This window comes from Muricoccus pecuniae, assembly GCF_014199205.1.
GTDB classification, from domain to species: domain Bacteria; phylum Pseudomonadota; class Alphaproteobacteria; order Acetobacterales; family Acetobacteraceae; genus Roseomonas; species Roseomonas pecuniae.
This window is the reverse complement of record NZ_JACIJD010000003.1, coordinates 1-25,664: the sequence shown is the minus strand read 5'-3', so window position 1 is coordinate 25,664 and position 25,664 is coordinate 1. Positions and strand designations below refer to the sequence as shown.

Here is a 25,664-nt window from a genome sequence, read left to right as displayed (position 1 = left end):
AGGCCCTTGCGGAATGGTCAGCCGGCCGCCCCGTGCTGGCCAGAGGAGCCGATCATGGACGCGCTGGAGATCCCGACGACGACCGCACCGATGCGGGGTGCCGCCGCGCCCGTGCCGGCCGGTGGCCAAGCGGGCGCCTTCGCCCTCACCCTGGGCGGGTTCCTGGCAGTGCCGGGAACGGCGACGGGCGATGGAGGCTCCGCGGCGCAGCTTGCTCCGGGCATGGCGGCTGGGTCGTCCGGGAACCCTGCCTTCCCCCTCGCCGAGGGGCTGGCCGTCGCTGCCGAAGCCCCTCCTGCCGGCGTGGCTGGCGGCAAGCCGCCGACCGGAACGGTGGCCGCTCCGTCGCTCCCCCAGCCGATGGCCGGCGGCGGCCTTCCCCTCGCGGCGGAGCACGCCCCGGCAGGGCCTGCCTCCCAAGCGACTCCGCTCGGGCAGGCCGTCGAGGCACCCTTGCTGACGCCCTCAGGCGCTGTGGACGAGGAGCGCGCGGGCGAGGAGACGCCCGGTCTGGAGGCCGCGCCGGTCACGCAGCCCTTGCCCGACATCGCCGCCCTCCCGGCCGTCCCCCAGCCCGTGGCTGCCGCCGCGCCCATGGTGCCGCCGCCACAGCCTGAGCCGGCCCAGGAGGAGGCGCTCGCCGCCTCCCTTCCCACGGCCAGGCCGCTATCGGCCGCCGCCCCGCGCAGGGCAGCCCCCTCGCCTTCCCCCTCACCCGGCTCGGCCTCCGCCAGCCCTGGGGATGAACTTCAGGAAGAGGTGCCGGCCAGCCCCGGCACCCCACCGCCCCAGGAAGGGGCGAAGCCGGAACAGGAGGTTTCGGCCCGGGCATCCCGGACAATTCGTGCAGGACGCACGGAAGCGCCGCACGGCGCGTTGCAGCAAGGCCCTCTCCAGGACGGAGAGGGAGCCGCGGCGGGGACGAAGCCGGCTAATATGGCCACGGCCCCGCTCGGTGAGGCCTCTGCGGCCGCACCCGCCGGAGATGCCGCCTCGACACCGGGCTCGAACGCCCCTGTCCAGGCTGCGCCGGCGGCGGCGGAGCCCTTCCCGGCCGCGCAGCCCGTCATCCCTCCCGCCGCTACCGCCATGCCGGCCCAATCCGTCTCTCCGCCGGAGGTGGAGGCCCCTCGCTTCATACCGCGCCTCGCGCCGGCGCAGCAGGTAGCACCGGTCGCCATCGCGCTCGCGCTGGGGGGAGGTACGGATGGCCGCATCGCCCTGAGCCTCGACCCCGTCGAGCTCGGGAGGGTGGAGGTGACGATCGAGCGCGCCGGCGAGGCCGCGCTCGTGCACGTGGCGGCGGAGCGGCCGGAAACCCTGGCCCTGCTCGCGCGGGACGGGGCCGCGCTGGACCGGGCGCTGGGGGGCGCCGGGATCGGCGGCGATGCTGGGCGCAGCCTCAGCTTCTCGCTGCTCGGCGGGGATGCCGGCGGAGGAGCCGCCCAGGGAGGGCCGGGCAACGGCGCCGATCCGGGCGGGCGGCGTCCCGGCCAGGGCTGGCGCGGGCAGGATGCCCATGCCGGGCCCGGCGAGCCCGGAGGGGACCGGCGGTCCCTGCTCGGCCTGCTCGACATCGCGATCTGAAGGAGGGCCGAATGGCTGTCTCGAGCACTACCAGCACCGCATCCACCACCGCGGCCTCGGCCTCGGCCGGCGCGCGCACGCAGCTCGCGGGGAACTTCGACAACTTCCTGACGCTGCTGACGACGCAGCTGAAGAACCAGTCGCCGACGGACCCGCTCGACACGAACCAGATGACGGCGCAGCTCGTCCAGTTCTCCTCGGTCGAGCAGCAGATCGCGATGAACAAGAACCTGGAGCAGATGGTCTCGCTCCAGCAGGCGGCGCAGCTCACCGCCGCCGCGCCGATGCTCGGACAGCGGGTGGAGGTGGAGGGCGACACCCTGCCGCTGCAGGACGGCAGCGCCACGTTGCGGCTCCCGGCCGCCGGCAATGCCCGCACGGCCCGTGTGGCGGTGCTGGACAGCAGCGGCAAGACGCTGCGCGAGGCGCAGGTGACCCTCGGCACGGAGGCGCAGAACTGGGTTTGGGACGGGCGCGACTCCGAGGGGAAGAAGCTGGCCGACGGCGCGTACAAGGTTGCGGTGACCGGCGCGGATGCGAGCGGAGGCACCGCGGCGACCTCCTTCACCGTGATCGGCACCGCCACTGCCGCCGAGCGCTCGAACGGGGTGCTGCAGCTCCGCATGGGGTCGGCCTCCTACGGCTTCGACAAGGTGCGCTCGCTCAGCAGTGGGAGCTGAGGGAGCGCCCGGTAACCACCCGTTAACCCCCACCCGGCAAAGATTGCCGGGCCGGCAGAAGGCCGGAAGCAGGGGGCCGCAACATGCGCCATCGCGCCACGCGCCAGCGCTACACGCCGGGAGGGTCCCGGTACCCGGCCGCACCCGCCCGGGCGGAGGCCCGCTGAATGGCCGCTGTCCTCGCCCAGTTCCGCGCCCTCGGTCCCCTGCGCCTGGGTGCCATGGCGGCGGTCGCGCTGATCGTGCTCGGGCTTCTCACCTGGCTCGGGACCCGCGCGGGGCAGCCGAGCATGGCGCTCCTCTATTCCGAGTTGGACCCGCGCGATGCGGGGGCCGTGGTCGCCTCGCTCGACCGGCAGAAGGTGCCCTACCGCCTGGGCGCCGGCGGCACGACCATCCTCGTCCCGGAGGAGCAGGTTCCTCGGCTGCGGCTTTCCCTGGCGCGCGAGGGCCTGCCCGCCGGCGGCAATGTCGGCTGGGAGATCTTCGACCGCGGCGAGAGCCTGACGACGACCCCCTTCCAGCAGGACGTGAACCGGCTGCGCGCGATGGAGGGCGAGCTGTCCCGCACCATCCGCGGCCTCGCGGGCGTCCGCGCCGCCCGGGTCCATCTCGTGCTGCCGCGGCGCGAGGCCTTCTCGCGCCAGACCGCCGAGGCCCAGGCGAGCGTCGTCCTCACCATGCAGGGCGTGCAGCGGCTGGACCGCGAGGGGGTGCAGGCGGTCCTTCACCTCGTCGCCACCGCCGTGCCGGGCCTGCTGCCGCGCAACGTCTCCATCGTGGACAGCCGGGGCGAGCTTCTTGCCCGCGGCGGGCAGGCGCTGACCGGCCCCGCCGCGGCCGCGACCCAGGAGGAGATGCGCCGCGCCGAGGGCCTGCGCATCGCCCGTAGCGTCGAGGAGATGCTCGAACGGAGCCTCGGCCCCGGCCGCGTGCGCGCCGAGGCAACGGCCGAGATGGATTTCGACCGCGTCCAGACCACCGAGGAGCGCTTCGACCCCGAGAACCAGGTGGCCCGCAGCGTCCAGAGCAGCCAGGAGCAGTCCCGCGGCGGCGATGGCGGCAATGTCTCCGTCGCGAACCAGCTTCCCGGCGCGGAGGCCGCGGGCGGCGGTGGCGGCAGCCAGGAGAACAAGTCGGAGGAGACGACCAATTACGAGATCGGCAAGACGGTGCGCAGCACGGTGCGCGAGCATCCCGTGCTGCGGCGCCTCTCGGTCGCCGTGCTGGTCGATGGGGTGTGGGAGGGCACGCCGCCCGCCTTCCGCGAGCGCAGCCCCGAGGAGCTGGCCCGGATCGCGGCGCTGGTGCGCAGCGCGGTCGGCTTCGACGAGCGGCGCGGCGACCGGGTGGAGGTGGTCTCCATGCGCTTCGCCCTGCCCGAGGGCGGGGACAGCCCGGCGGATGCGGGCATGTTCGGCCTGGGCATCGGCCCGGCGACCGCCGCGCGGCTGGTCGAATCGGCCCTCTACGCGCTCGTCGCGCTGATCGCGCTCCTCCTGGTCGTGCGGCCGATGACGAAGCGGCTGACGGCCACGCTGGTCCCGCAGGCGGCCCTGGCCGGTGCCGCCGGTCCCGGGGGCGCGGCGATCGCCGGCGCCACCGGTGCGGCCGGCGCGCTGCCGGGCGGCGCTGCGCCGGGGGCCCTTGCCGGGCCTGCCGCGGCGGGTGCGATCGCCGGCCCGGAGGGCGCCGCGGTCGGCGACGAGATGGTCACCATCGGCAACGTGCAGGGGCAGCTCCGTGCTTCCTCGGTCGCCCGAGTGAATGCGCTGATGGAATCCTACCCTGATGAGGGGCTTGCCGTCGTCCGACGCTGGCTCGCCCCGGAGGAGGACTGATGGTTAAGCTCAACGGGCCGCAGAAGGCCGCGATCCTCCTTCTCACCCTCGACGAGAGCCATTCCGAGCGGCTCTTCGCCAAGCTGCACGAGGACGAGATCAAGGACGTCTCGACGGCCATGGCGACGCTCGGCGCCATCGACGCCGCGGTGGTCGAGGAGTTGTGCAAGGAGTTCTCCGAGAGCCTCGGGGCGACGGGCAAGCTGATCGGCTCCTACGAGACAACCGAGCGGATGCTCCTCAAGACGCTGCCAGTGGACCGCGTCGCGCAGATCATGGAGGAGATCCGCGGTCCTGCCGGGCGCACCATGTGGGACAAGCTCGGCAATGTCTCGGAGGCCGTGCTCGCGAACTACCTGAAGAACGAGTACCCGCAGACCGTCGCCGTGGTGCTCTCCAAGGTGAAGCCGGACCACGCGGCGCGCGTGCTCGCCCTGCTGCCCGAAGGCTTCGCCATGGAGGTGGTGATGCGGATGCTGCGCATGGAGACCGTGCAGAAGGAGGCGCTCGAAGGTGTCGAGCGCACGCTGAAGGCGGAGTTCATGAGCAACCTGGCCCGCGCCAGCCGCCAGGACAGCCACGAGGTCATGGCCGAGATCTTCAACAACCTCGACCGCGCGGCCGAGGGCCGCATCATGGCCGCGCTGGAGGAGCGCAACCACGAGAGCGCGGAGCGCATCCGCGCGCTGATGTTCACCTTCGACGACCTCGCCCGCCTGGACGGCCCCGGCGTGCAGCTCCTTCTCCGCAGCGTGGACAAGGACAAGCTCGCCCTGGCCCTCAAGGGCGCGAGCGACACGCTGAAAGACCTGTTCTTCCGCAACCTGTCCGAGCGCGCGGCGAAGATGCTGAAGGACGACATCGCCTCCCTCGGCGCCGTTCGCCTGCGGGACGTGGACGAGGCGCAGGCCATCATGGTCGCCACGGCGAAGGACCTCGCCGCCTCCGGGCAGATCCAGCTCGAGGACGGCCAGGACGAGATGATCTCCTGACATGGCGCTCTTCTCCCCCGGCCTGCGCGGCCTCGTCCTTCCCGATCTCGACGCCCCGGCCGTCGCCCTGCCGGCGGCGCCGCCGGAGCCCTCCCTCGACGAGCTGCTGGCAGCCGCCCGCGAGGAGGGCCGCGCGGCCGGGCTGCGGGAGGGCGAGGCCCGAGGCCGCGCGGCCGAGCAGGCCTCCCGCGACACCCTGGCCGACGAGGCCATCCGGATCGCGCTGACCCATCTGGACCAGGCGCAGGAAGCTGCCCGGCAGGAAGTGGAGCGGCACGCCCACTCGCTGGCGGCGATGCTGGCGGACCTGGTGGACGCGGCCCTGCCCGGCGCCGCCGCGCGCGAGGCCCCGGCGCTGCTGGAGCCCCTGATGCGCGCGCTGGGCCCTGTCGAGGACGCGCCCGATGGCGCGGTGCTGCGGGTGCCGCCCGCCCTTCTCGATCACGCCCGCGCCCGCTTCGGCGGAACGGGCCTTCCCATCGAGGCCGACCCTGCCCTGCCCGAGGGTGATGCGCGCATCACCTGGCGCCATGGCGGCCTCGATCTCGACCTTTCTCGCCGCCGCGCCGCGATCCGCGACGTGCTGGCGGCCCTGCGACTCTCCCAGGAGAACGATGCATGAGCAGCAACGGATTCGAGCCCGTCGCGGCGAACGAGGCCGCCGAGCCGCGCCCGCCCGGCGCCAGCCAGGGCCTGGACGCCGTCTACGACATCCCCGTGCAGGTCAGCGCCGTGCTCGGCCGCGCGACGCTGCAGGTGAGCCAGCTCCTGAAGCTCGGCCGCGGCGCCGTGGTGGAGCTGGACCGCAAGCTCGGCGAGGCCGTGGACATCTACGTCAACAACCGCCTCGTCGCCCGCGGCGAGGTGGTGATGGTGGAGGACAACCGGCTCGGCGTGACGATGACCGAGATCGTGAAGGCGGACCGCCCGGGATGACCCGCCTCCTCATCATCGGCAGCCTGGAGGCGGAGCTGGGCCAGGCAGCGCGCATCGCGACGTCCCGCGGGGCGCGCCTCCGCCAGGCGGACGGCGTCACCTCCGGCATCGCCATGGCGCGGACCGAAGGGTTCGACCTCATCCTCTGCGACGTGCTGCACGACGTGTCCTGGCTCGTCGCCTCGCTGGATGCGGAGCGGATCGTCTGCCCCGTGGTGGCCTGCGGCCGCAACGCCGACGCCGCCGCCGCCGTCCGCGCCATCCAGGCCGGGGCGAAGGAGTTCCTGCCGCTCCCGCCGGATGCGGAGCTGATCGCGGCCATGCTCCAGGCCGCGGTGGGCGAGGTCCAGGGCCCGATCCATCGCGATCCCGCCATGGCCGCCGTGCTGAAGCGCGCCGAGGGCGTGGCGCGCGCCGAGGCCAGCGTGCTCGTCACCGGCGAGAGCGGGACGGGCAAGGAGGTGCTGGCGCGCTACATTCACAGCCACTCCCGCCGCGCCAACGGCCCCTTCGTCGCCCTCAACTGCGCGGCCCTGCCCGAGGCGCTGCTGGAGAGCGAGCTGTTCGGCCACGAGAAGGGCGCCTTCTCCGGCGCTGTCGCCGCGCGGCGGGGCAAGTTCGAGCAGGCCGATGGCGGCACGCTGCTGCTGGACGAGATCGGCGAGATGGACCCGCGCCTGCAGGCGAAGATCCTGCGCGCCCTGCAGGAGCGCGAGATCGACCGCCTCGGCGGCGCCGGTCCGGTGAAGGTGGATGTGCGCATCCTCGCCGCCACCAATCGCGACCTCGCGGCCGAAGTGGCGGCCGGCCGCTTCCGCGAGGACCTGTTCTTCCGCCTGAACGTGGTGGCGCTCCGCATCCCCGCCCTTCGCGACCGGCCCGACGACATCCTGCCTATCGCCGAGCACTTCGCGCAGCGCTACGCCGAGGCGAACGGACTGCCTCACCGCCGCTTCGCCCCCGCCGCGCGCGCCGCGCTGCTCGGCCATTCCTGGCCCGGCAACGTGCGCGAGCTGGAGAACACGGTGCATCGCGCCGTGCTGCTGGCCGAGGGCGACGAGATCGGTGCCGAGGCCGTCGAGCTGCATGTTCCCGCGCCGCGGGCCGCGGATGCCGCCCTTCCCGCGCTCCACGCCGAGCCGCAGGCCGCGCGCCCGCCGGGCGTCGCCGCCCTGGTCGGCCGGCGCATGGAGGATGTGGAGCGGGACCTGATCCTGGAGACGCTGACGCACTGCCTGGGCAACCGCACCCGGGCGGCGGAGATCCTGGGCATCTCCATCCGCACGCTGCGCAACAAGCTTCACGAGTACCGCGCGGCCGGCGCGCCCGTTCCCGTGGCGCCGGGGCAGATGCCGGTGGCGCCCTTCCCCTACGCCTCGATCGGCTGATCCGACATGACACTGCCCCCCTGGCTTCAGAAGCTCGGCGGATCCACGGACGTCGCGCTGGCGATCGGCGTCGCCATGCTCATCGTCGTGCTCGTGGTGCCACTGCCGGTTCCGTTGCTGGACGCGGGGCTCGCCCTCTCCGTCACCCTCTCCGTTCTCGTGCTGATGACGGCGCTGTTCCTGCAGCGGCCGCTCGACTTCACCTCCTTCCCCACCATCCTGCTGCTGACGACGCTGCTGCGCCTCGCGCTCAACGTCGCGACCACCCGCACCATCCTCACGCACGGGCACGAGGGGCCGTCCGCCGCGGGGCACGTCGTCTCGGCCTTCGGCGGCTTCCTCATGGGCGGGGACGTGCTGGTGGGGCTGATCGTCTTCGCCATCCTGCTCGTCGTGAACTTCATGGTCGTGACCAAGGGCTCGGGCCGCATCGCGGAGGTCGCGGCGCGCTTCAGCCTGGACGCCATGCCGGGCAAGCAGATGGCGATCGACGCCGACCTCTCCTCCGGCCTGATCGACGACAAGGTGGCCCGCCAGCGCCGCGCCGATCTGGAAGCCGAGAGCGGCTTCTACGGCGCCATGGACGGTGCCGCGAAATTCGTCCGCGGCGACGCGATCGCGGGGCTGATCGTCACCGGCATCAACCTTCTCGGCGGCATCGCCATCGGCGCCGGCCGGCACGGGCTGCCCTTCCTCGACGCCATCTCCACCTTCGCCTCGCTGACCGTGGGCGACGGCCTGGTGTCGCAGATCCCGGCGCTGCTGACCTCGGTGGCCGCGGGCATCGTGGTCACGAAGGGCGGAACCGAGGGCACGGCGGACAAGGCGATGGTGAAGCAGCTCGGCCTGGCCAAGCCGCTCTGGATCGCCTCCGGCGCCGCCGTGCTGATGGGCCTGCTGCCGGGCATGCCGCTCGTCCCCTTCCTCCTGCTCGCCGGCGGCTTCGCGGCCGGCGCCTGGAACCGCCGCAAGGCGGATGTGGTGGCCGAGGCGACCGCCTCAGCACCGCCGGCCGTGGCGCCCGAGGCGCCGATCGCGGAGACGCTGCGGATCGACCTGCTGCGGATCGAGCTGGGCTACGGGCTGCTGTCGCTCGCCGCCGGCGAGGGCCCGCGCCTGACGGAGCAGATCCGCAATCTCCGCAAGACCATCGCGCAGGAGATGGGCTTCGTCCTGCCCAGCGTGCGGCTGCAGGACAACCTGCATCTGAGCCCCCATGAGTACGTCGTGCGCGTCAAGGAGATCGAGGCGGGCCGGGGCGAGCTGCGCCTCCCTCTTCTCCTGGCGATCGATCCTTCCGGCACCCGCCCCGACATGCCCGGCGAGCCCTGCGAGGAGCCGACCTTCGGCCTGCCGGCCCTCTGGATCGAGGAGCAGCACCGGGAGGAAGCGCTGGCCCGCGGCTGCACCGTGGTGGACGGCGCGGGTGTCCTGGCCACGCACCTGACCGAGATCGTGCGGGACAACATGCCGGAACTGCTGAGCCATGCCGAGGCGCAGAAACTCATCGACGACCTGCCGCACGAGCACACGAAGCTCGTCGCCGACCTCATCCCGAACCAGATCACCACGGGCGGGGTGCAGCGCGTCCTGCAGGCCCTCCTCGCCGAGCGGGTCTCGATCCGTGACCTGCCGACCATCCTGGAAGGCATCCAGGAGGCCATGGCGGCCGGTGCGCGCGGCGTGCCGTCGCTGGTGACCGTGGTGCGGGCGCGCCTCGCGCGCCAGCTCTCCGACGCGGCGCGGGGCCCGGCCGGCTACGTGCCCCTGATCGCCCTCTCGGCCGAGTGGGAGCAGGCCTTCGCCGAGGCGCTGGTGGGGCCGGGGGACGAGCGGCAGCTCGCCATGGCCCCTTCCCGCCTGCACGACTTCATGGGCCGGGTGCGCGACGCCTTCGACCGGGCCACCGCCCAGGGCGAGAACCCTGTGCTCGTCTGTAGCCCGGCGGTGCGCGCCCATGTGCGCGCGATCGTCGAGCGCTTCCGCCCCTCGACGGCGGTGATGGCACAGACGGAAATCCATCCCCGTGCGCGCATCCGCACGATCGGGGCCGTATGACCTTCACCCCTTCGTAACCCCGGACAGGCCAGCATCCTCCCATGCGGCTTCGAGTCTTCCGCGCAGCCAGAATGGCAGATGCCATGGCGGAGTGCCGCCAGGCACTCGGCCCTGACGCGCTCATCCTCTCAACCCGGCGCACGGCCGCCGGGGTCGAAGTCACGGCCGCGCTCGAGCCGCAGGAGGAACTCCCTCCCCCGCTCCCGCCTCTTCCCGCCGCCCCGGCGGCGCCGGACCCCCTCGGGCGCCACAACCTCCCGACGGCCATGCGGGCGCGGCTCGGCGCGGGCGGTGTTTCGGCCCTCGCGGCGGCGCTGCGCTTCGGCGCCCTGCCGGATGGGGTTCGGCAGCCCCTGGCCCTGGTCGGCCCCCCCGGCGCGGGCAAGACCCTGAGCTGCGCGAAGCTCGCCACCCGCCTCGTGCTCGTCGGTGCGTCGCCGCTGGTCGTGACGGCGGACACGCAGCGCGCGGGCGCGACGGAGCAGATCGCGGCCTTCACCCGCGTGCTCGGCATCCCGCTCGCCCTGGCCGGCACCGGCGCGCAGCTCGCGGCCGCCCTCGGGCGCCGTGCGGGCGGCCAGCCGATGCTGCTCGACACCGCCGGATGCGATCCCTTCGATCCCGCGCAGGCGGAACAGCTCCTGGCCCTGCTCCGCGTCACCGATGCCTCGCCGCTCCTCGTCCTCCCGGCCGGCCTCGACCCGGAGGAGGCGGCGGAGACCGCTCGCGCCTTCGCCGCGCTCGGCGCCCGCCATCTGCTGCCCACGCGCCTCGACGGTGCGCGGCGGCTCGGCGGCGTCCTGGCCGCGGCGCTCGCCGGCCCGCTCGCGCTGACGGAGGCCGGCACCGGCCCCGGCGTCGCGGACGGCCTCACCCCCCTCACCCCTGCCTGGCTCGCGGAGCGCCTCACCAGCCCCGCTCGCCGGGTCCAGGCGGCAGCACAGGAGGCTGCATGAGCACGCCCCGCCTGATCGGAGTTGCCTCGGGCAAGGGAGGCGTCGGGAAGACGGTGCTCGCCATCGGCCTCGCCCAGGCCCTCGCGCGGTCGGGACGGCGGGTCCTGCTGGCCGATGGCGACCTAGGCCTCGCGAATGTGGACGTGCAGCTCGGCCTGGATGCGCGGCACGACCTGATGACGGTCCTGTCGCGCGATGTGACGCTGGGGGAGGCCGCGCTGTCGCACGAGGCCGGCTTCGACGTGCTGCCCGGCCGGTCCGGCTCCGGCGCCCTGGCCGCCCTCGATCCCGGCTGGATCGACCGCCTCGTCGCGCTGCTGCGCGGCTCCGCCTACGACGAGGTGGTGCTGGATATCGGCGCGGGGCTGGACCCCGTGCCCCGCCGGCTCTCCGCGCTCTGCGACACGCTGCTCGTGGTCGCGACCGACGAGCCGACGAGCCTGACGGACGCCTATGCCGTGATGAAGCTCCTCGCGCGCGACGCGCCGGGCGCCGATGCGCGGGTGGTGGTGAATCTCGCGGTGGATGCGTCGGGGGGCGCCCGCACCCATGCGGCGCTGGACCGTGCCTGTCGCGGCTTCCTCGGCCGCGGCGCGCCCCTGGCCGGCGTGGTGCGGCGCGACCCGAAGGTGCGGGACGCGATCCGCCATCAGACGCCGGTGCTGACGCGGCACCCCGGCTGCAATGCAGCGCGGGACATCGAGGCCGTGGCCGGCGCGCTGCTGGCCCTGCGCGCCGCGGCCTAGTCCCGGCGCAGGACGAGGAGCGTTCCGGCGACCGGCGCGCCGCGCTCCTCGCGCAGGGTCACGTCCTGCAACTCGACGACCCGCAGCCGCGTCGCCTCGGCGAGGGTCAGGACATGGGCGGGGTCGTGGCGGTAGCGCATGCCCTCGCCCAGGGCGAAGGGCGCGCCCTGCCCCGTCTCCACGCTGAAGGCGGCGTGGCCACCGGGGCGCAGGGCGGCCGCCATGGCATTCAGCGCCGGCGCCAGGTCGCCGAGGTAGTTCAGCACGTCGGCCGCGGCCACGAGGTCGTAGGCGCCGCGATGGGCGATGAGGAACTCCACCAGCTCCGCCTCCTCCAGCGCGTCGTAGATGCCGCGCCGCCGGGCGGCGTCCAGCATCCGCGGGGAGAGGTCCACCCCCGCCATCCGCCGGGCCCAGGGCCGCAGGGCCTCTCCGGACAGGCCGGTGCCGCAGCCGGCATCGAGGACGTCGAGCGCCGCCTCGGGCACCAGCCCGGCCTCGCGCAACAGGGCCGTCAGCGCTTCCGGCGTGCGGTAGCCGAGCGTGCCCGTCAGCTCCGCCTCGAAGCGCGGGGCATAGGTGTCGAAGAGGTTGCGGACATAGGCGGCCGGGGGCTTCGGCGGGGCCTTGCCCTCGCCGAGGGAGGCGAGGAGGAAGCGCGCCTGGGCCGCGACATCCCCGCCGGCGGAGAGCGCGCGGCGGGCGGCCTCGGCGGCCGGGCGCGTTGCCCCCGCCTCGCGCAGGCCGTGGGCGAGGGCGAGCTGGGCCTCGGCGTCCTGGGGCACCAGAGCCACCGCCTCGCGCAGATGCGGCATCGCCTCCCCCACCCGCCCGAGCGCGCAGAGAGCCTGGCCGAGGTTGCGATGGGAGACGGCGTCGCCCGGCCGCTTCCCCACGGCCTTGCCGAGCACGGTGACCGCCTGCTCGAGATGCCCCGCCTCGGCGAGGGTCGCGCCATGGGCGGCGAGGAAGATCGGGGATTCCGGGTCCATCGCCACGGCGCGGGCGGAGAGGACGAGGGCCGTCTCCATGTCGCCGAGCTGGCGGGCCGCAATGCCGACGAGGTTGGTGGCGTTGGGCTCGTCCGGCACCAGCTCCAGCGCCCGGCGGTAGAGGGCGAGCGCGCCCTGGATGTCGCCGATCCCGTGCCGTGCCGCGCCCTCCCGCACGAAGGCCATGGCCCTCTGCCGGGGGTCCTGGGGCGTGCTAGGCTGCTGCATCGGGTGCTCCGGAAAGGCCGGCATGGAGGGACTGATCCGCCAGGGGCGGGACCTGCGCGTGGATCTCGCGCGGGGAATCGCGCTGTGGTTCATCCTGGTGGACCACATCCCCGGCAATGTGCTGGGACGGCTGACGATCCGCAACCTGCTCCTCTGCGACGCGACGGAGGTCTTCGTCCTGCTCGCGGGCTATGCCGCCGGCATCGCCTATGGCCGGCAAATGGAGCGGGAGGGGTGGCTGCGCGCCGGGGCCCGCGTGGCCGGGCGGTGCTTCAACCTCTATGTCGCCCACATCTTCCTCTTCGTCGTCTTCACCGCCCAGGTCGGCTACTCGGCCGCGACGCTCGATGCGGGGGCCTATCTCGACGAGATGCATCTCGACCCCTTCTCGGACCGGCCCTACCTCGCCCTGCTGAAGGCGCTGCTGCTGACCTACCAGCCCGCCTTCCTCAACATCCTGCCGCTCTACATCGTCGTGCTCGGCCTCTTCGCGCCCGCCCTGCCCCTCCTGCGGCGGCCCTGGCTGCTGCTCGCCGCCTCGGCCCTGCTCTACGCCGTCGCCCGCGCGGCGGGGCTCAACCTGCCCTCCTGGACAGGGGGCGGGTGGTTCTTCAACCCCTTTGCCTGGCAGCTCCTCTTCGCCATCGGCGCCGTGCTCGGGCATCACGGGGGCACTGGCGGCGTGCCCTGGCGGCGCCCGCTCGGCGCGGCCTGCGCCCTGGTCCTGCTGCTCTCCTTCGCCGCGACCCTGGTGATCTATCTCCGGCGGGACCTGATCGTGCTGCTTCCCCTGCCTGTCGCGACCGTGGTGGACGCGGTGGACAAGTCGGCGCTCCACCCCTTCCGGCTGCTCTCGATCCTCGCCCTGGCCTATCTCGTCGCCCATTTCGTGCCACGCGGGGCGCGGTGGCTCGGCAGCGCGCCGGCGCGCGCCTTCGTGCTCATCGGGCAGCAGGGGCTGCCGGTGTTCTGCGCAGGGATCTTCCTCTCCTTTCTCGGCCGGCTGGCGATCGAGTGGTCGGAAGGCTGGGCGATGCAGCTGGGGGTGAACGCCGCCGGACTCGGGGCGATGGTCGCGATCGCCGCGGTGGTCGCCTGGTCCGGCGCGCGGCCGCGGAGAGCCGCCTTGCCCGGTCATGCCGCAAGCGATACGGCTTGAGCGCCATGCGCCGCCCGGCCGCTCGATTCGCCCTCCTGATCGCCCTCTCCCTCGGGACCGGGGGCGCCTGGGCCGCGCCCTGCGGAGCGCCGGACGAGCTGATCGAGCCCCAGCCCCTGCCCGCCGTCGCGGCCGCCGTCGCGGCCGGGCATCTCCCCCTTCTCGTCGTCGGCTCGGCCAGCGTGAACGCTCCCGGCAGCAGCGGGGCGGAGAGCGCCTATCCCGCCCAGCTCGAGACGCTGCTCGGCGGCGCCTTCCCCGGCACGCGGGTGGAGGTGACGGTCCAGGGCGGGCGCGGGATGACCGCGGCCGACCACCTCGCCCTTATCCGCGACGCGCTCGGCCAGCGGCGCCGCGCCCTCGTCCTCTGGCAGGCCGGCACGGTCGAGACGGTGCGCGGCACGGATGTGGGGGAGATGACCGACCTCCTCCAGGCCGGCGCCGAGCGCGTGCGGGAGACCGGGGGCGATCTCATCCTGCTCGACCCGCAATGGTCGCGCTTCCTGCGGGCCAATGCCGATGTGGAGTCCTATCGCGACGCCCTGCGCGCCGCCGCGGCCGCCACCGGCGCCGGGCTGCTCAGCCGCTACGCGCTGATGGGGGCCTGGGCCGAGGCGGGCACGGTGGATATCGAGAGGGCGCCGCGCGAGCTGAAGGTGGCGGAGGTGGACAAGCTCAACCGCTGCCTCGCCCAGTCCCTGGCGGAGCTGATCACCCAGGGCGTCGCGGAGGCGCGGCGTTAAAGCGGTTCCGTTCGCCGTGGCTCACCGCAACCGCTCCTGCTTCCCGCTTTGTCGCATTTTCCGAGCCGCCGGGTGATCCCACCCGGCTCGGGAATGCTTCAGCCCTCGGCTTCCCGCGCGCGGTGAACCGTGTCGGCCAGGGCGCGAAGGGCCTCCGGCACCCCGGCCCCCGTCGCGCCGGAGATCAGCAGCGGCTCCTTGCCCGCGGCGCGCGTCAGCGCCTTGACGCGGGATGTCCGTGCTTGCGGGGTCATGGCATCGGTCTTGTTCAGCGCCACGATCTCCGGCTTCTCCGACAGGCCGCCGCCATAGCCCTCCAGCTCCGCGCGGACGGTGCGGTATGCCTCGGCCGGGTCGGCCTGGGTGCCGTCGATGAGGTGCAGCAGCACGGCGCAGCGCTCGATATGGCCGAGGAAGCGGTCGCCCAGCCCGGCGCCCTCATGCGCGCCCTCGATCAGGCCGGGGATGTCGGCCAGGACGAACTCCTCGGTCGCGGAGAGGCGCACGACGCCGAGCTGGGGGTGCAGCGTAGTGAAGGGGTAGTCGGCGATCTTCGGCCGCGCCGCCGAGGAGGCCGCGAGGAAGGTGGACTTGCCCGCATTCGGCAGCCCGACCAGCCCGGCATCGGCGATGAGCTTCAGCCGCAGCCACACCCAGCGCTCCTCGCCGGGATAGCCCTTGTCGGCGCGGCGGGGGGCGCGGTTGGTGCTCGTCTTGAAATGCGCGTTGCCGTGGCCGCCATCGCCGCCGCGGCAGAGGATGGCGGTCTGGCCGGGCTTGGTGAGATCGGCCAGCACCGTCTCCTTGTCCTCGGCCAGGATGACGGTGCCCACTGGAACCTTCAGTACCACGTCGTCGGAGGCCGCGCCGGTGCGGTCCGAGCCCGCGCCGTTGCCGCCCTTGCGGGCCTTGAAGTGCTGGGCGTAGCGGTAGTCGATAAGGGTGTTCAGCCCCTCCACCGCCTCTGCGAGCACGTCGCCGCCGCGGCCGCCATTGCCGCCGTCCGGCCCGCCGAACTCGATGTACTTCTCGCGCCGGAAGGCGACCACGCCGTCCCCGCCGTCACCGGCCTTGAGGTAGACCTTTGCCTCGTCGAGGAACTTCATTGTCGGACCTTCAAACGAAAACGGGGGCCGCGGAGGGCCCCCGTGATCCGCAGCGCAGGGCTGGGAGCTTACTCAGCCGCGACGGCCAGCGGCTCCACCGACACCGCCACGCGGTTGTCGGCCTTGCGCTCGAACTTCACATGCCCGTCCACGGTGGCGTGGATGGAGTGGGTGCGGCCGACCAGCACGTTGCGGCCCGGCATCATCTTCGTGCCGCGCTGGGTCACGATGATGTTGCCGGCGCGGACGGCCTGGCCGCCGAAGAGCTTCACGCCGAGGCGCTTGCCGGCGGAGTCGCGCCCGTTGCGGGAGGAGCCGCCGGCCTTCTTATGAGCCATCTCTCAGATCTCCTGTTTCAGCGCCGGCTCAGGCCGGGAAATCGCCGATGCGCAGCACGGTGAGGTGCTGGCGGTGGCCATTCTTGCGACGGCTGTTCTGCCGGCGGCGCTTCTTGAAGATGATCACCTTGTCACCGCGCTTCTGCTCCAGGACCGTAGCGGTCAGGGAGACGCCGGGGACGGTTGGCGCGCCGAGGGTCAGGCCGTTCTCGCCGCCAATGGCCAGCACGTCGTGGAAGGTTACCGTCGCGCCAGCCTCGGCGTCCAGCTTCTCCACGGTCAGCACGGCATTAGGCGTCACACGGTACTGCTTCCCGCCGGTGCGGATCACTGCGTAGGTCATGGGGGCGGGTCCGCCTTCGTCTCGGCTCGTCGGTCGTGCATGAACCGGCATGGCCCGCGCCCACACAGGGGGACCCCACCGGAGAGGGGCGGCGTATAGCGGGGGCTGGGCTTCGGAGTCAACCATCGGATGCCGGAAGGTGCGTTGCGTCCGGCCACGAGGGGCATTATAGGGCCGTCCAGGCGCTGGAGAGGTGCCAGAGTGGCCGATTGGGCCGGTCTCGAAAACCGGAGTAGGGGCAACCCTACCGTGGGTTCGAATCCCACCCTCTCCGCCAACCCACGCGTTTAAACGGTTGAAAAGACTGCTTTACCTGGCTTGCTGGTTCTGTCGGCCCACGTCTCGGCCCACATCATGCTTGCGGCCGCTCGGGCGAGCGCATACCATCAATTTTCAGCCTGTTGCCCGCGTGAGACCGGCCGAGACTTACGAGGCTGGAATCAAAGTGCAGCGGGCGTACGCTCGCAGGGTGGACCGTAGCGTCATTTCGAATCGCGCTTGCTCCGCCAGTTCCCATACGAATCGCACTCTCCGCCTGACCAGACCGCGCCGTGAGGGCCAGGTTTCCTGCGGGTTTTGGCCCTGACCTTTGCACTGGCGCGACTCCGAGGCGGCCGGAAGTCGCTCTCCGGAAGCCATTCCTCTCCCGACCTCTGCACTTAGCCGATTTATTACGGATTTCAGAAAGCTAGGTTTGAGGCGGGTTTTGAGGCGGTAGGGTGGGCCACTGATTCGAACCCACGGATACGTTGCGAGAGGGACTCGACGCAAATTGCGCCCGGCGCTGCAAGCCGTAGTCCATCGCCGCGGTGGCGATCACCGCTTCCAGCCGCGCCGCCGCCGTCGAGCGGGGCTGGACGCTTGAGGTCGGCGCCGCCAGGGCGGCCACCCGCCAGCGCTGCAGGGCACTGCGTTGCATGGACCGGCTTGCGGGCGCAGTAGGCCCCGGGCTGGTCCGCATTCACAGGATGCGGACATACTCTGGGCGTCCGAGTTCGAGCATGCGGTTGAGTGTGCGGACGGCGATGGCCACTTCTGTCGCGCGGCGCCCGTCGGTACGCGAGTGCAGTCCACCGCTGAGGACGCGCTTGAACCTGCTGATGTCCGCCTCGACCAGGGCACGCCAGTTGTAGCCCGAGACCTTCTGCCAGCCCATACGGCCGCGCTCGGCGATCATCCTGAGGTGCTGGTCCCGCTGGGTCGGCGCCGTCTCGGCCGTGGCGCTCGGCACGGCACTCCAGCGGGGTGGCACAATCACAGCAGCAGCGGGGTGCCGCGCCGCTATCTCACAGTAGACGCCGTCCTGGTCGTAGGCGCCGTCGGCGGTGAACGAGGCGATCGGGGCTGCGACCTGGTCGAGCAAGGGACCAACCTGCGAGGCGTCATCGACGTCGTTGGCTGTCAACTCGGCCGCGACGATCCGCCCTGTGTCGGCGTCCACACCGATGTGCAGCTTGTGCCACGACCGGCGTGTCCTGGTCCCGTGCTTCTCAACGAGCCACTCGCCCGGGCCACATACTCGCAGCCCAGTGCTGTCCACCAGCAGGTGTATGGGGCGGGTGCCGGGCTGGAGCTGCGGCACCTCCAACGTCTCGGCCCGGCGGCTGAGGATGGTGTGGTCCGGCACGGGCAGGTCGAGACCGAGCAGGGCGATGATGGAGCCGATCAGGCCTTCAGTTTGACGCAAGGCCAGGCGGAACACGGCCCGGAGCGTCAGGGCCGTGGTGATGGCCAGCGCCGAGTAGTGCCGCTGTCCGCCCCGCGTGGTCCGGGGCTCGGCCTTCCAGGCCGCGATCTCGGCCTCCGCGAACCACACTGTCAGACTGCCACGTCCGCGCAGGGCGGCGTCGTACTTCGCCCAGTTCGTGGCCCGGAACCGCTGCTTCGGAATGTGCTGGCGACGCTCGGCATTGGCCTTGAACGACACGCTGCGCTCTACTGAAGGATGACGGGCCGTCGCCCCCTCAGAAACCCAACCCACCCAGACGGCCAGACCGATCCGCGCACCACAGTGACAGGCCCGGCCGCCGTGCCTCAGGAAACCGCGGACACGCCCTGCGGATCCGTCCCGCGCAGGGCGAAGACGGTAGAGTAGAAAACCAGATCTCCGGCCTCAACGCCGAGCACGGCCAGGGCCGGGCCGTGGCGCGCCTGCACGCCGCGCAGGGTCGCGGCATCCGTCGCCTCGATCAGAAGGAGACCCGCGAAGGTCGCGTCGCCGCCGCGCAGCGCTTTCTCGCCTGTCTCGACTGCCGTGCCAGCTCTGTCGACCGCGAGCAGGCGGACGGCGCAGACCCGGTCCTCGGCCGCGATCGCCAGCACCGGCTCCGCCTCCCCCCTCGGGGCGCGGCCGAGGCGCAGGGCGAGGAGGAACCCGCCCTGCCCGCTGCCGGCCTCCGCCACCACCCGCCCGCCGCCGCGCGCGAAGTTCCGCAGCACTGGCATGATGCGCGACGACCACGGCGTCGGCGCGTTCAGCCGGGCGAGGTAGTCCGGGCTCGTCAATACCGCCGGCGCCGCGAGCTCGTACAGGATCAGGTAACGCCGGACGCCGGCGAGGTCGGCGCGGAGGACGCGCGCGGACCGGAAGCCCGGGACACCCACCCGCTCCGCCGTATGCTCGCGCGTCAGCCAGTGCAGGTAGTCGGTTTCCTGCTCCTCCGCCACGTCGCTCCAGATCGCGAGCAGCCCGACCGCCACCGCCGGCTACTCCATCCTGATGTTGCGACGGCGGATCAGGTCGCCCCAGCGCCGCGCCTCCTCCGCCTGATAGGCCGGGAAGGCCTCCGCCGTGCCGGCGTAGATGTCGATGGAGGCGCCGTCGAGGCGTGCCTTGACCTCCGGCATGGCGAGGATCCGGCGGGACGCGTCGGAGAGCGCGGCCACGATCGCGGGCGGCGTGCCGGCCGGCGCAAAGAAGCCGAAGTCGTTCGTGGCGCGGTAGCCGGCCAGCCCGCACTCGGCCAGGGTGGGCACGTTCGGGATCTGCGGGCTGCGCGCCGCGCTCGTCACCGCCAGCGCGCGCAGGTCGCCGGACTGGATGTGCGGGATCGCCGTCACGGTGTCGATGAAACCCATGGTCGTCTCGCGCCCGAGCACCGCCTGGACCTGCAGCCCGCCCGAGCGGTAGGCGACGTGCAGCATCTCGGTCCCGGACATGTCGAGCATCAGCTCGGGGGCGAGGTGGGCGATGGTGCCGGCCCCGGCCGAGGCGTAGGTGAGCTTGCCCGGCTGCGCCTTCGCCGCCGCGATCAGGTCGGCGTAGGTGCGGATGTTGCTGGAGGAGTGGACGCAGACGAACATCGCGTTGCCGGCAAGCAGGCTGATCGGCGCGAAGCCGTTGTCGCTGTCATAGGGCAGCTTCTCGAACAGGAACGGCGCAAGGGCGAAGGTGCCGGTGGGCGAGACGCCGAGGGTGTAGCCGTCCGGCCGCGCGCGGGCGACGGCGCCGTGGCCCACCGTGCCGCTGCCGCCGGCGCGGTTCTCCACCACGAAGTTCCCGTTGAGAACCGTGGAGAGGTGCTGCGCCAGCAGCCGCGCGACGAAGTCGGTGGAGCCGCCCGGCGCGAAGGGAACGATCATCGTGACCGCCCGGTTCGGGTAGCCCTGGGCCGCTCCCTGACCTGTCCCCTGACCCGCTCCCTGTGCCCGGGCCCCGCCGATCGCGGACAGGGCCGCGGCCCCGCCCAGCCCAGCCAGCAACGCACGGCGGCGCGGCGGCGGGTTCGTCCCGCCCTTCCGGTCCTCTTGCATCGTCACTCTCCCTCTCTGCTGTTCCTGGTATGGGGAACCGGCGGGCGAAGCCTGCCGGGCGGGCGCCTTCATTCGAGAAGGTCGCGCAAGGACCGGATGGCCGTGACGTAGCCGCGGGCGCCGAGCCCCGCGATGACGGCGGTCGCCACGGTGGAGACGAGCGAGCGGTGGTAGATTGCCTCCCGCTTGTGGATGTTGGAGATGTGCAACTCGATGATCGGGCGGCCGAACATCTTCAGCGCGTCGAGCACGGGGATCGAGGTGAAGGTGAGCCCGGCCGGGTTGATGACGATGCCGGCGGCGTCGGAGTCCGTCGCCTCGTGGATCCAGTCCACGAGCTGCCCCTCCCAGTTCGTCTGGCGGAAGACGACCGGCGTGTCGCCAGCGGCCTCGTGGCACATCGCCTCGACCTCGGCGAGCGTCGTGCGCCCGTAGATCTCCGGCTCGCGCTTGCCGAGCCGGTTAAGGTTGGGGCCGTTGAGCACGTGGATCGGGCCGCTCACTGCCGGCGCTCCCGAGAGGCCCAGCGCCTCGCCGCGCCCGGATCTCCGTGGCCGCCCCGGCCACGCTCGCAAGTCCACGGTCTCGGCAAGCTCTGTCTCCTCGGCCCGGCGGGTCATCGGTGCGCCTCGTCCCTCTCTGCGTATCAGCCAACCACCTGCCGATCAAGCAACAAAGCCGCGAATATCCGATGAAACGTGGATACGCTGATGATTCCCGATTTGGCGCGCAATTCGTTTTCGTGCAATCTAACGCGGAAAGGGAGGTGCACTTGGCCCGCAACGCCATTTCGGCCCCGGAAGAGGAGACGGTCGGAGAGGCGGCCTATCGCCGGATCCGGAGCGACATCGTGTTCGGGCGCCTAACGCCCGGGCAGAAGCTCGGCCTCGACCGCATGCGCGACACCTATGGCGCCAGCATCAGCACGCTGCGCGAGCTGCTGAGCCGCTTGGCCTCCGAAGGGCTGATCGTCGCGGAGGGGCAGAGGGGCTTCGAGGTGGCCCCGGTCTCGGAGGAGAACTTCCGGGAGGTCACCTCCCTGCGCTTCCTGCTCGAGGCGCACGCGATGGAGAGGTCCTTCGCCGCCGGCGGGCTGGACTGGGAAGGCGGGGTGGTCGCCGCGCACCACAAGCTCGCCGCCGTGGAGCGCCGCCTCCTCGCGGGGCAGGAGGCCGAGGTGGAAACCTGGAAGCGCTACGACTGGGAGTTCCACCGCGCGCTCATCGCGGCATGCGGCTCGAAGCTCCTGCTCCAGGCGCACGAGGCCATCTACGACCGCTACCTGCGCTACCAGATGGTGGCCGTGGTGTTCCGCGGCGAGGAGGCGGCGGCGGAGCACCGGCGCCTGCTGGACAGCGCCCTGGCCCGCGACAGCGTCGCGGCGCGCCAGGCCCTGGCCGAGCACCTCGAGGGCTGCGTCGCCCACGTCTCGCAGACGGGGTCGCTGGCGCGCTTCGCGGGCGAGCCGCGCCGCGCCGCGGAGGCCGGCGCCCCCTCCCCGCCGCGGGCTCCGCGCGGGCGCCCGCCCGGCCGGGCGGCGCCCCCGCGCGGCGCTACCGCTCGGTCGCGAGCTCCGGCAGCAGGCGGTTGACGACGGAGTAGTTGACGGCGGTCCAGAACTCCGAGCCCTCGCCGGCCAGCTCGCTCTCATGCGCCTCGATCGCCGCGTGGTCCGGCGTGACGAGGTAGTCCTCCACGTCGTTCACCGAGGCGAAGGCGAGGACGGAGATGCCGTCGATCGTGCCTCCCTCCGGGTCCTCCTGCGTCGAGCCGATGTTGTGCAGCTGGGCGTAGCGGCGGACATGGGCGTGCGTCGCCGGCTTCGAGAGGACGACCGCGGCGTGCTCGTCCAGCCAGCGGCGCTGGAACGCCTCGCGCGTCAGCTCCGGGCGGCGCTTGTGGATCTTGACGAGGCTGATCGGGTCGCGGTGCCGGGGGCTGGGGATCAGGATGTACTCCCGCGTGATCTCGCGCGTGACCATGCGAAAGGCGGTGCGCTCGTCCGCGATGATGCGCTCGGCGTACTTCTCCTGGCCGAGCGTCTTCCGGATGTCGCCCTCCTCGGCGTAGGCGATGTAGGCGAGGCCGTCCCAGCGCGGGCGGCGATAGGCCGGGACGCGCGCGTAAGGGTCGGCCACGAGCCTCCCCGCCTCGTCCGTCATCGCCGCGTAGGGCGGGCGGAAGAAGGAGGAGGGGCCGCCTGGGATGCGGTGCAGCTGGTCGTAGCGCAGCACGGGCTGGGAGGTGCTGCCCGGCTCCTCGTAGGCGAATTTCGGGCCGTGGATCTTCCGCCAGTACTCGTCCCAGTGCTCGAAGGCGAGGTTCGGGTCCGGCTCCAGCGCCAGCCGGTCGGGGTGGCGGTCGGGGTGCTCCACCTCCCGCCCGTCCCGGTCCATCGAGGCCTTCGGGTCGTGCGGCCGCTCGCTCCACGGCGTGCGGTCGACGCGGGAGACAAGGGTGGGCGTGACGATCAGCGGGCGCGTGGTGGTCCGGTAGCCGCCCTGGTAGGGTGGCCGGTGCGGCATGTCCGACCGGGTGAAGGCGGTCCGGTCCCTCGGTTCCGTCATGGCTGGCTCCTACTGCCCTCCCGCCCCAACGCGGATAGGCGCCCGCATCCCGCCCGGTCGCGGGTTCTTGACCCACCCCGGCCATCCTCCGGCGGCTTCGGAGAGGCCCGCCCCTGGTGCGGCGGGAACCGCCCTCCCAGTTCCGCCCCCCTGAACAGCTTACGGGACTGAAGAGCATGGTGGGATCGGCACTGATCGCGGGCGTCAGCGGCATCGTGGGCAATAACCTGGCCCGGCGCCTGATCGGCCAGGGCTGGCAGGTGAGCGGTCTCGCCCGGCGGCCTCCGAACGACATCGATAGGCTGCGGGCCGTCGCGGCCGACCTGCTCGACCCGGCCGGGCTGCAGGCGGCGCTGCGCGACGAGCGCCCGACCCATGTCTTCGTCACGACCTGGCTGCGCCAGCCTACCGAGGCGGAGAACATCAGGGTCAACGCCGCCATGGTGCGCAACCTGCTGGACGCGCTGCGGGCCGGCGGCAGCGTCCGGCACGTGGCCCTCGTCACCGGCCTGAAGCACTATCTCGGCCCCTTCGAGAACTACGGAAAGGGCCAGCTCCCCGCCACGCCCTTCCGCGAGGACCAGCCGCGCCTGGACATCGAGAACTTCTACTACGCCCAGGAGGACGAGGTCTTCGCAGCCAGCGCGCGGGACGGCTTCGGGTGGAGCGTGCACCGCCCGCACACGATCATCGGCTACGCCCTCGGAAACGCCATGAACATGGGCGTGACGCTCGCCACCTACGCCACGATCTGCCGCGAGACGGGGCGCCCCTTCCTGTTTCCCGGCTCCGCGGCCCAGTGGAACGGGCTGACCGACATGACGGATGCGCGGCTCCTGGCCCGCCACCTGGAATGGGCATCGACCACCCCGGCCGCGCGGAACGAGGCCTTCAACGTGGTGAACGGCGACGTCTTCCGCTGGAGCTGGATGTGGGGACGCATCGCGGAGTGGTTCGGCCTCGAGCCCGCTCCCTTCCCCGGCCAGGGCACGCCGCTCGATGCGCAGATGGCCGACGCCGCCCCTATCTGGCGGGAGATCGCGAAGCGGCACGGGCTGGCCGAGCCCGATCTCGGCCGCCTCGCCTCGGCCTGGCACACGGATGCCGATCTCGGCCGGCCGATCGAGGTGGTCACGGATATGGGCAAGAGCCGCCGCCTCGGCTTCCTCGACTACCAGGCGACGGACGAGGCGTTCTTCGACCTGTTCGGCACGCTGCGCCAGGCACGGATCATCCCCTGATCCAGGCCACCGCGCCCTCCCGCACGGGGGGCGCGGGTGCGCGTCGGCGATGCCTGGCGACTGGGCCATGCGAGACGGAGCAGAGCGCGGTGGCGGCGGGGCCGGGCTCGTCGGGTCGTCCCCGGCCGGCCTCGCGTGCCCTCGCCTTGCCTGGGAATCGCACCACCGGCCTTCCTGGCGTGTCGGAGCAGATTGTCGATGAGAAACAGGGCGCCTAGCCTGCCGCGATGAGGAACGCCGACAAGGACGGGGGAAACGCCCCCGCGGCCGCCATGCCCCTGACCGCGGGCAGCCGCCCCGCGCGCCTGGCGGTGCCGGACGGGGCCACGGACTGCCACATCCACGTCTACGATCCCCGCTTCCCCTACGATCCGGCCGCTCAGCTGTGCCCCGGCCCGGCCACGGTCGAGGACTACCGGCGGCTCCAGGCCCGCCTCGGCACCTCGCGCTGCGTCGTCGTGCAGCCCTCCTCCTACGGCACCGACAACGCCTGCCTCCTGGACGCGCTCGGCCGGCTCGGCCCGGCGGCACGCGGCGTCGCGGTGGTGGACGCGGCGGTGACGGACGGCACCCTGCGGGCGCTCGGCGTCACCGGCCTCGCGCGCGCGCCGGAGCTGCCCGACGCGCCGCCGGTCGCGGACACGCTGCCGGGCTTCGAGACGGGCACCTGGGTCGGTCTCTTCGCGCCGGCCGGCACTCCGGCGGCGATCGTCGCGCGCGTTGACGAGGCCACGCGGAAGGTCCTCTCGGCCGAGGCGACGAGGGCGCGACTCGCCGAACTGGGCATGCAGCCCCTCCTCGCGGACCCGCAGGCCTTCGCGGGCTACCTGCGCCAGGAGATCGACAAGTGGGTCGGGGTCGTCCGGCGCGCCGGGATCACCGCGGAGTGAGGTGATCCGGCCACCCCCCGGGAGTCCACCCCGGCCCGACGATCGCTCTTCCGGTGACCGCCGGGCGGAAGCGCCCCGTCGTGACGTCGCGTCCGGGCGGGCGGCCTTGAAGTAGGCGACCGGGCGTCGTACGCGCGCTGGCACCGTCAACTTGTTGGCGACTGCGTTGCATGGACCAGCATGAAGGCAGCGGAGCACCATCGGCGTGTCTGTGGTCACGCGAGCCGGACATACTCTGGGCGTCCGAGTTCGAGCATGCGGTTGAGTACGCGGACGGCGATGGCCACTTCTGTCGCGCAGCGCCCGTCGGTACGCGAGTGCAGTCCACCGCTGATGACGCGCTTGAACCTGCTGATGCCCGCCTCGGGCATTGTCACGTTGCGGGAGGGTGGCCGGAACGAAGCGGCTGGGCGAAGCTGGCCGGATGACGCCAGAGCCCGCCACCTACCCCGGCTATCGCTTTCCGGCCGAGGTCATCCGGCACGCCGTGTGGCTCTACCATCCCTTCAGCCTCAGCCTACGTGATATCGAACTGATCCTTGCAGAGCGGGGCATCCTCGTCACGCACGAGAGCATCCGGCGCTGGGTGCCGAAGTTCGGGGCCGAGTTCGCCGGGAGGCTCCGCAAGCGCCGGCCACGGCCCGGGGACACCTGGCACTTGGACGAGATGTTCCTGAAGGTCAACGGCGATTGACCTTAAACCTGGAAACTGGTCCGGGCTTTCTGAGAGTTTTCCGGCAGGGATGTTGACCTGAAGGAGGACGGTCCGGTGAGGAAGAGCCACTACACGGAAGAGCAGATTTCTTTTGCGCTGAAGCAGGCGGAGCTGGGCACGCCGGTGGCGGAGGTCTGCCGCAAGATGGGCGTCTCGGAGGCGACCTTCTTCCGCTGGAAGCAGAAGTACGGCGGGCTAGGCCCGTCCGAGCTGCGCCAGTTGCGGCAACTGCAAGAGGAGAACACGAAGCTGAAGAAGCTCGTGGCCGATCTGAGCCTGGACAAGGCGATGCTGCAGGAGGTTCTGGCAAAAAACGTATGGCCCGCCCCGTCCGCAAGGGCTTTCACGACCTGGTCTGATCAGTCTACGCCAACGTATCCGGTCACAAGGCACATCGGCCCTGGC

26 protein-coding genes and 1 tRNA gene are annotated in these 25,664 nt (G+C 72.3%); 18 read left to right on the top strand and 9 right to left on the bottom strand.

Annotated elements, in window-relative coordinates:
- The first annotated feature begins 54 nt into the window (after positions 1-54).
- The 10 genes from FHS87_RS03825 to FHS87_RS03780 all read left to right on the top strand — a co-directional run bounded on the left by FHS87_RS03825 (position 55) and on the right by FHS87_RS03780 (position 11,184).
- Entirely contained in the window at positions 55-1,587 is a 1,533-nt protein-coding gene (locus tag FHS87_RS03825; protein WP_184514091.1) for a flagellar hook-length control protein FliK, read from the top strand.
- Between the two features lie 11 nt (positions 1,588-1,598).
- Positions 1,599-2,267 (top strand): flagellar hook assembly protein FlgD, encoded by a 669-nt coding sequence (locus FHS87_RS03820; protein ID WP_184514089.1) that lies wholly within the window; start codon positions 1,599-1,601, stop codon positions 2,265-2,267.
- 167 nt (positions 2,268-2,434) lie between these two features.
- Positions 2,435-4,108, top strand: a complete 1,674-nt coding sequence (fliF, locus tag FHS87_RS03815; protein WP_184514087.1) for a flagellar basal-body MS-ring/collar protein FliF — start codon at positions 2,435-2,437, stop codon at positions 4,106-4,108.
- Positions 4,108-5,100, top strand: a complete 993-nt coding sequence (fliG, locus tag FHS87_RS03810) for a flagellar motor switch protein FliG (protein ID WP_184514085.1) — start codon at positions 4,108-4,110, stop codon at positions 5,098-5,100. The genes fliF and fliG overlap by 1 nt, the downstream gene beginning before the upstream one ends.
- A gap of 1 nt (position 5,101) precedes the next feature.
- Complete coding sequence (locus FHS87_RS03805) at positions 5,102-5,722, top strand: FliH/SctL family protein (RefSeq protein WP_184514083.1); 621 nt, start codon at positions 5,102-5,104, stop codon at positions 5,720-5,722.
- On the top strand, positions 5,719-6,036 hold the full coding sequence (fliN, locus tag FHS87_RS03800) for a flagellar motor switch protein FliN (RefSeq protein ID WP_246417825.1): 318 nt from the start codon (positions 5,719-5,721) through the stop codon (positions 6,034-6,036). Before FHS87_RS03805 ends, fliN begins: the two co-directional genes overlap by 4 nt.
- The gene (locus FHS87_RS03795; protein WP_184514081.1) at positions 6,033-7,424 is read left to right on the top strand and encodes a sigma-54-dependent transcriptional regulator; all 1,392 of its coding nucleotides are present in this window, start codon (positions 6,033-6,035) and stop codon (positions 7,422-7,424) included. Before fliN ends, FHS87_RS03795 begins: the two co-directional genes overlap by 4 nt.
- A gap of 6 nt (positions 7,425-7,430) precedes the next feature.
- Entirely contained in the window at positions 7,431-9,482 is a 2,052-nt protein-coding gene (gene flhA / locus FHS87_RS03790) for a flagellar biosynthesis protein FlhA (RefSeq protein ID WP_184514079.1), read from the top strand.
- A 71-nt stretch (positions 9,483-9,553) separates the two neighbouring features.
- Positions 9,554-10,438: a flagellar biosynthesis protein FlhF gene (locus tag FHS87_RS03785; protein WP_184514077.1), complete on the top strand. Its 885-nt coding sequence runs from the start codon at positions 9,554-9,556 to the stop codon at positions 10,436-10,438.
- Positions 10,435-11,184 (top strand): nucleotide-binding protein, encoded by a 750-nt coding sequence (locus FHS87_RS03780; RefSeq protein ID WP_184514075.1) that lies wholly within the window; start codon positions 10,435-10,437, stop codon positions 11,182-11,184. The genes FHS87_RS03785 and FHS87_RS03780 overlap by 4 nt, the downstream gene beginning before the upstream one ends.
- On the opposite strand, the gene FHS87_RS03775 is transcribed toward FHS87_RS03780, so the two are convergent.
- The gene (locus FHS87_RS03775; protein ID WP_246417824.1) at positions 11,181-12,404 is read right to left on the bottom strand and encodes a methyltransferase; all 1,224 of its coding nucleotides are present in this window, start codon (positions 12,402-12,404) and stop codon (positions 11,181-11,183) included. The two genes, FHS87_RS03780 and FHS87_RS03775, sit on opposite strands and share 4 nt — an antisense overlap.
- Positions 12,405-12,426: 22 nt before the next feature.
- Here FHS87_RS03775 and FHS87_RS03770 point away from each other — a divergent pair, with 22 nt between their 5' ends.
- On the top strand, positions 12,427-13,563 hold the full coding sequence (locus FHS87_RS03770) for an OpgC family protein (RefSeq protein WP_184514073.1): 1,137 nt from the start codon (positions 12,427-12,429) through the stop codon (positions 13,561-13,563).
- A 5-nt stretch (positions 13,564-13,568) separates the two neighbouring features.
- Positions 13,569-14,306: a hypothetical protein gene (locus FHS87_RS03765; RefSeq protein WP_456306603.1), complete on the top strand. Its 738-nt coding sequence runs from the start codon at positions 13,569-13,571 to the stop codon at positions 14,304-14,306.
- Positions 14,307-14,404: 98 nt separating this feature from the next.
- Here FHS87_RS03765 and obgE read toward each other — a convergent pair whose 3' ends face one another.
- The 3 genes from obgE to rplU all read right to left on the bottom strand — a co-directional run bounded on the left by obgE (position 14,405) and on the right by rplU (position 16,093).
- Entirely contained in the window at positions 14,405-15,412 is a 1,008-nt protein-coding gene (gene obgE, locus FHS87_RS03760) for a GTPase ObgE (RefSeq protein WP_184514069.1), read from the bottom strand.
- A gap of 68 nt (positions 15,413-15,480) precedes the next feature.
- Complete coding sequence (rpmA, locus tag FHS87_RS03755) at positions 15,481-15,750, bottom strand: 50S ribosomal protein L27 (RefSeq protein ID WP_184514067.1); 270 nt, start codon at positions 15,748-15,750, stop codon at positions 15,481-15,483.
- Positions 15,751-15,778: 28 nt separating this feature from the next.
- The gene (gene rplU, locus FHS87_RS03750) at positions 15,779-16,093 is read right to left on the bottom strand and encodes a 50S ribosomal protein L21 (protein ID WP_184514065.1); all 315 of its coding nucleotides are present in this window, start codon (positions 16,091-16,093) and stop codon (positions 15,779-15,781) included.
- 187 nt (positions 16,094-16,280) lie between these two features.
- Here rplU and FHS87_RS03745 point away from each other — a divergent pair.
- A tRNA-Ser gene (locus tag FHS87_RS03745) sits at positions 16,281-16,370 on the top strand.
- Positions 16,371-17,054: 684 nt separating this feature from the next.
- Here FHS87_RS03745 and FHS87_RS03740 read toward each other — a convergent pair.
- The 4 genes from FHS87_RS03740 to FHS87_RS03725 form a co-directional block, all read right to left on the bottom strand.
- Positions 17,055-18,020 carry an IS5 family transposase gene (locus tag FHS87_RS03740; RefSeq protein ID WP_184514063.1) on the bottom strand — a complete coding sequence of 322 codons (966 nt, stop codon included), beginning with the start codon at positions 18,018-18,020 and terminating at the stop codon, positions 17,055-17,057.
- Between the two features lie 107 nt (positions 18,021-18,127).
- A complete protein-coding gene (locus FHS87_RS03735; RefSeq protein WP_184514061.1) occupies positions 18,128-18,793 on the bottom strand; it encodes a DUF4286 family protein in 666 nt (221 codons plus the stop codon).
- Positions 18,794-18,799: 6 nt separating this feature from the next.
- Positions 18,800-19,846 (bottom strand): Bug family tripartite tricarboxylate transporter substrate binding protein, encoded by a 1,047-nt coding sequence (locus FHS87_RS03730; RefSeq protein ID WP_184514059.1) that lies wholly within the window; start codon positions 19,844-19,846, stop codon positions 18,800-18,802.
- Positions 19,847-19,914: 68 nt separating this feature from the next.
- Positions 19,915-20,349 (bottom strand): type II 3-dehydroquinate dehydratase, encoded by a 435-nt coding sequence (locus FHS87_RS03725; protein WP_184514057.1) that lies wholly within the window; start codon positions 20,347-20,349, stop codon positions 19,915-19,917.
- A 269-nt stretch (positions 20,350-20,618) separates the two neighbouring features.
- Between FHS87_RS03725 and FHS87_RS03720 the strand changes: the two genes are divergently transcribed.
- Positions 20,619-21,437 carry a GntR family transcriptional regulator gene (locus FHS87_RS03720; protein ID WP_246417823.1) on the top strand — a complete coding sequence of 273 codons (819 nt, stop codon included), beginning with the start codon at positions 20,619-20,621 and terminating at the stop codon, positions 21,435-21,437.
- Here the strand turns inward: FHS87_RS03720 and FHS87_RS03715 are convergent.
- Positions 21,400-22,413 (bottom strand): EthD domain-containing protein, encoded by a 1,014-nt coding sequence (locus FHS87_RS03715; protein ID WP_184514053.1) that lies wholly within the window; start codon positions 22,411-22,413, stop codon positions 21,400-21,402. The two genes, FHS87_RS03720 and FHS87_RS03715, sit on opposite strands and share 38 nt — an antisense overlap.
- Before the next feature lie 176 nt (positions 22,414-22,589).
- Between FHS87_RS03715 and FHS87_RS03710 the strand changes: the two genes are divergently transcribed.
- From FHS87_RS03710 to FHS87_RS03695, 4 genes are all read left to right on the top strand, one after another.
- Entirely contained in the window at positions 22,590-23,654 is a 1,065-nt protein-coding gene (locus tag FHS87_RS03710; protein WP_184514051.1) for an SDR family oxidoreductase, read from the top strand.
- 227 nt (positions 23,655-23,881) lie between these two features.
- Entirely contained in the window at positions 23,882-24,544 is a 663-nt protein-coding gene (locus FHS87_RS03705) for a tripartite tricarboxylate transporter substrate-binding protein (RefSeq protein WP_184514049.1), read from the top strand.
- A gap of 424 nt (positions 24,545-24,968) precedes the next feature.
- Positions 24,969-25,238, top strand: a complete 270-nt coding sequence (locus FHS87_RS03700; protein ID WP_184514047.1) for an IS6 family transposase — start codon at positions 24,969-24,971, stop codon at positions 25,236-25,238.
- A 75-nt stretch (positions 25,239-25,313) separates the two neighbouring features.
- A partial coding sequence (locus FHS87_RS03695) for a transposase (protein WP_312861870.1) occupies positions 25,314-25,664 on the top strand: 351 nt, incomplete at its 3' end.

Excerpts from the sequence above, each read along its gene's own strand:
- FHS87_RS03710 (WP_184514051.1), top strand. The coding sequence starts at position 22,590 with ATGGTGGGATCGGCACTGATCGCGGGCGTCAGCGGCATCGTGGGCAAT.
- fliG (WP_184514085.1), top strand. The coding sequence starts at position 4,108 with ATGGTTAAGCTCAACGGGCCGCAGAAGGCCGCGATCCTCCTTCTCACC.
- FHS87_RS03780 (WP_184514075.1), top strand. The coding sequence starts at position 10,435 with ATGAGCACGCCCCGCCTGATCGGAGTTGCCTCGGGCAAGGGAGGCGTC.
- FHS87_RS03715 (WP_184514053.1), bottom strand. The coding sequence starts at position 22,413 with ATGACGGAACCGAGGGACCGGACCGCCTTCACCCGGTCGGACATGCCG.
- flhA (WP_184514079.1), top strand. The coding sequence starts at position 7,431 with ATGACACTGCCCCCCTGGCTTCAGAAGCTCGGCGGATCCACGGACGTC.
- FHS87_RS03770 (WP_184514073.1), top strand. The coding sequence starts at position 12,427 with ATGGAGGGACTGATCCGCCAGGGGCGGGACCTGCGCGTGGATCTCGCG.
- FHS87_RS03775 (WP_246417824.1), bottom strand. The coding sequence starts at position 12,404 with ATGCAGCAGCCTAGCACGCCCCAGGACCCCCGGCAGAGGGCCATGGCC.
- FHS87_RS03805 (WP_184514083.1), top strand. The coding sequence starts at position 5,102 with ATGGCGCTCTTCTCCCCCGGCCTGCGCGGCCTCGTCCTTCCCGATCTC.
- rpmA (WP_184514067.1), bottom strand. The coding sequence starts at position 15,750 with ATGGCTCATAAGAAGGCCGGCGGCTCCTCCCGCAACGGGCGCGACTCC.
- FHS87_RS03705 (WP_184514049.1), top strand. The coding sequence starts at position 23,882 with ATGAGGAACGCCGACAAGGACGGGGGAAACGCCCCCGCGGCCGCCATG.
- fliN (WP_246417825.1), top strand. The coding sequence starts at position 5,719 with ATGAGCAGCAACGGATTCGAGCCCGTCGCGGCGAACGAGGCCGCCGAG.
- FHS87_RS03730 (WP_184514059.1), bottom strand. The coding sequence starts at position 19,846 with ATGCAAGAGGACCGGAAGGGCGGGACGAACCCGCCGCCGCGCCGCCGT.
- rplU (WP_184514065.1), bottom strand. The coding sequence starts at position 16,093 with ATGACCTACGCAGTGATCCGCACCGGCGGGAAGCAGTACCGTGTGACG.
- obgE (WP_184514069.1), bottom strand. The coding sequence starts at position 15,412 with ATGAAGTTCCTCGACGAGGCAAAGGTCTACCTCAAGGCCGGTGACGGC.
- FHS87_RS03765 (WP_456306603.1), top strand. The coding sequence starts at position 13,569 with ATGCGCCGCCCGGCCGCTCGATTCGCCCTCCTGATCGCCCTCTCCCTC.
- FHS87_RS03785 (WP_184514077.1), top strand. The coding sequence starts at position 9,554 with ATGGCAGATGCCATGGCGGAGTGCCGCCAGGCACTCGGCCCTGACGCG.
- FHS87_RS03795 (WP_184514081.1), top strand. The coding sequence starts at position 6,033 with ATGACCCGCCTCCTCATCATCGGCAGCCTGGAGGCGGAGCTGGGCCAG.
- FHS87_RS03820 (WP_184514089.1), top strand. The coding sequence starts at position 1,599 with ATGGCTGTCTCGAGCACTACCAGCACCGCATCCACCACCGCGGCCTCG.
- fliF (WP_184514087.1), top strand. The coding sequence starts at position 2,435 with ATGGCCGCTGTCCTCGCCCAGTTCCGCGCCCTCGGTCCCCTGCGCCTG.
- FHS87_RS03700 (WP_184514047.1), top strand. The coding sequence starts at position 24,969 with ATGACGCCAGAGCCCGCCACCTACCCCGGCTATCGCTTTCCGGCCGAG.
- FHS87_RS03825 (WP_184514091.1), top strand. The coding sequence starts at position 55 with ATGGACGCGCTGGAGATCCCGACGACGACCGCACCGATGCGGGGTGCC.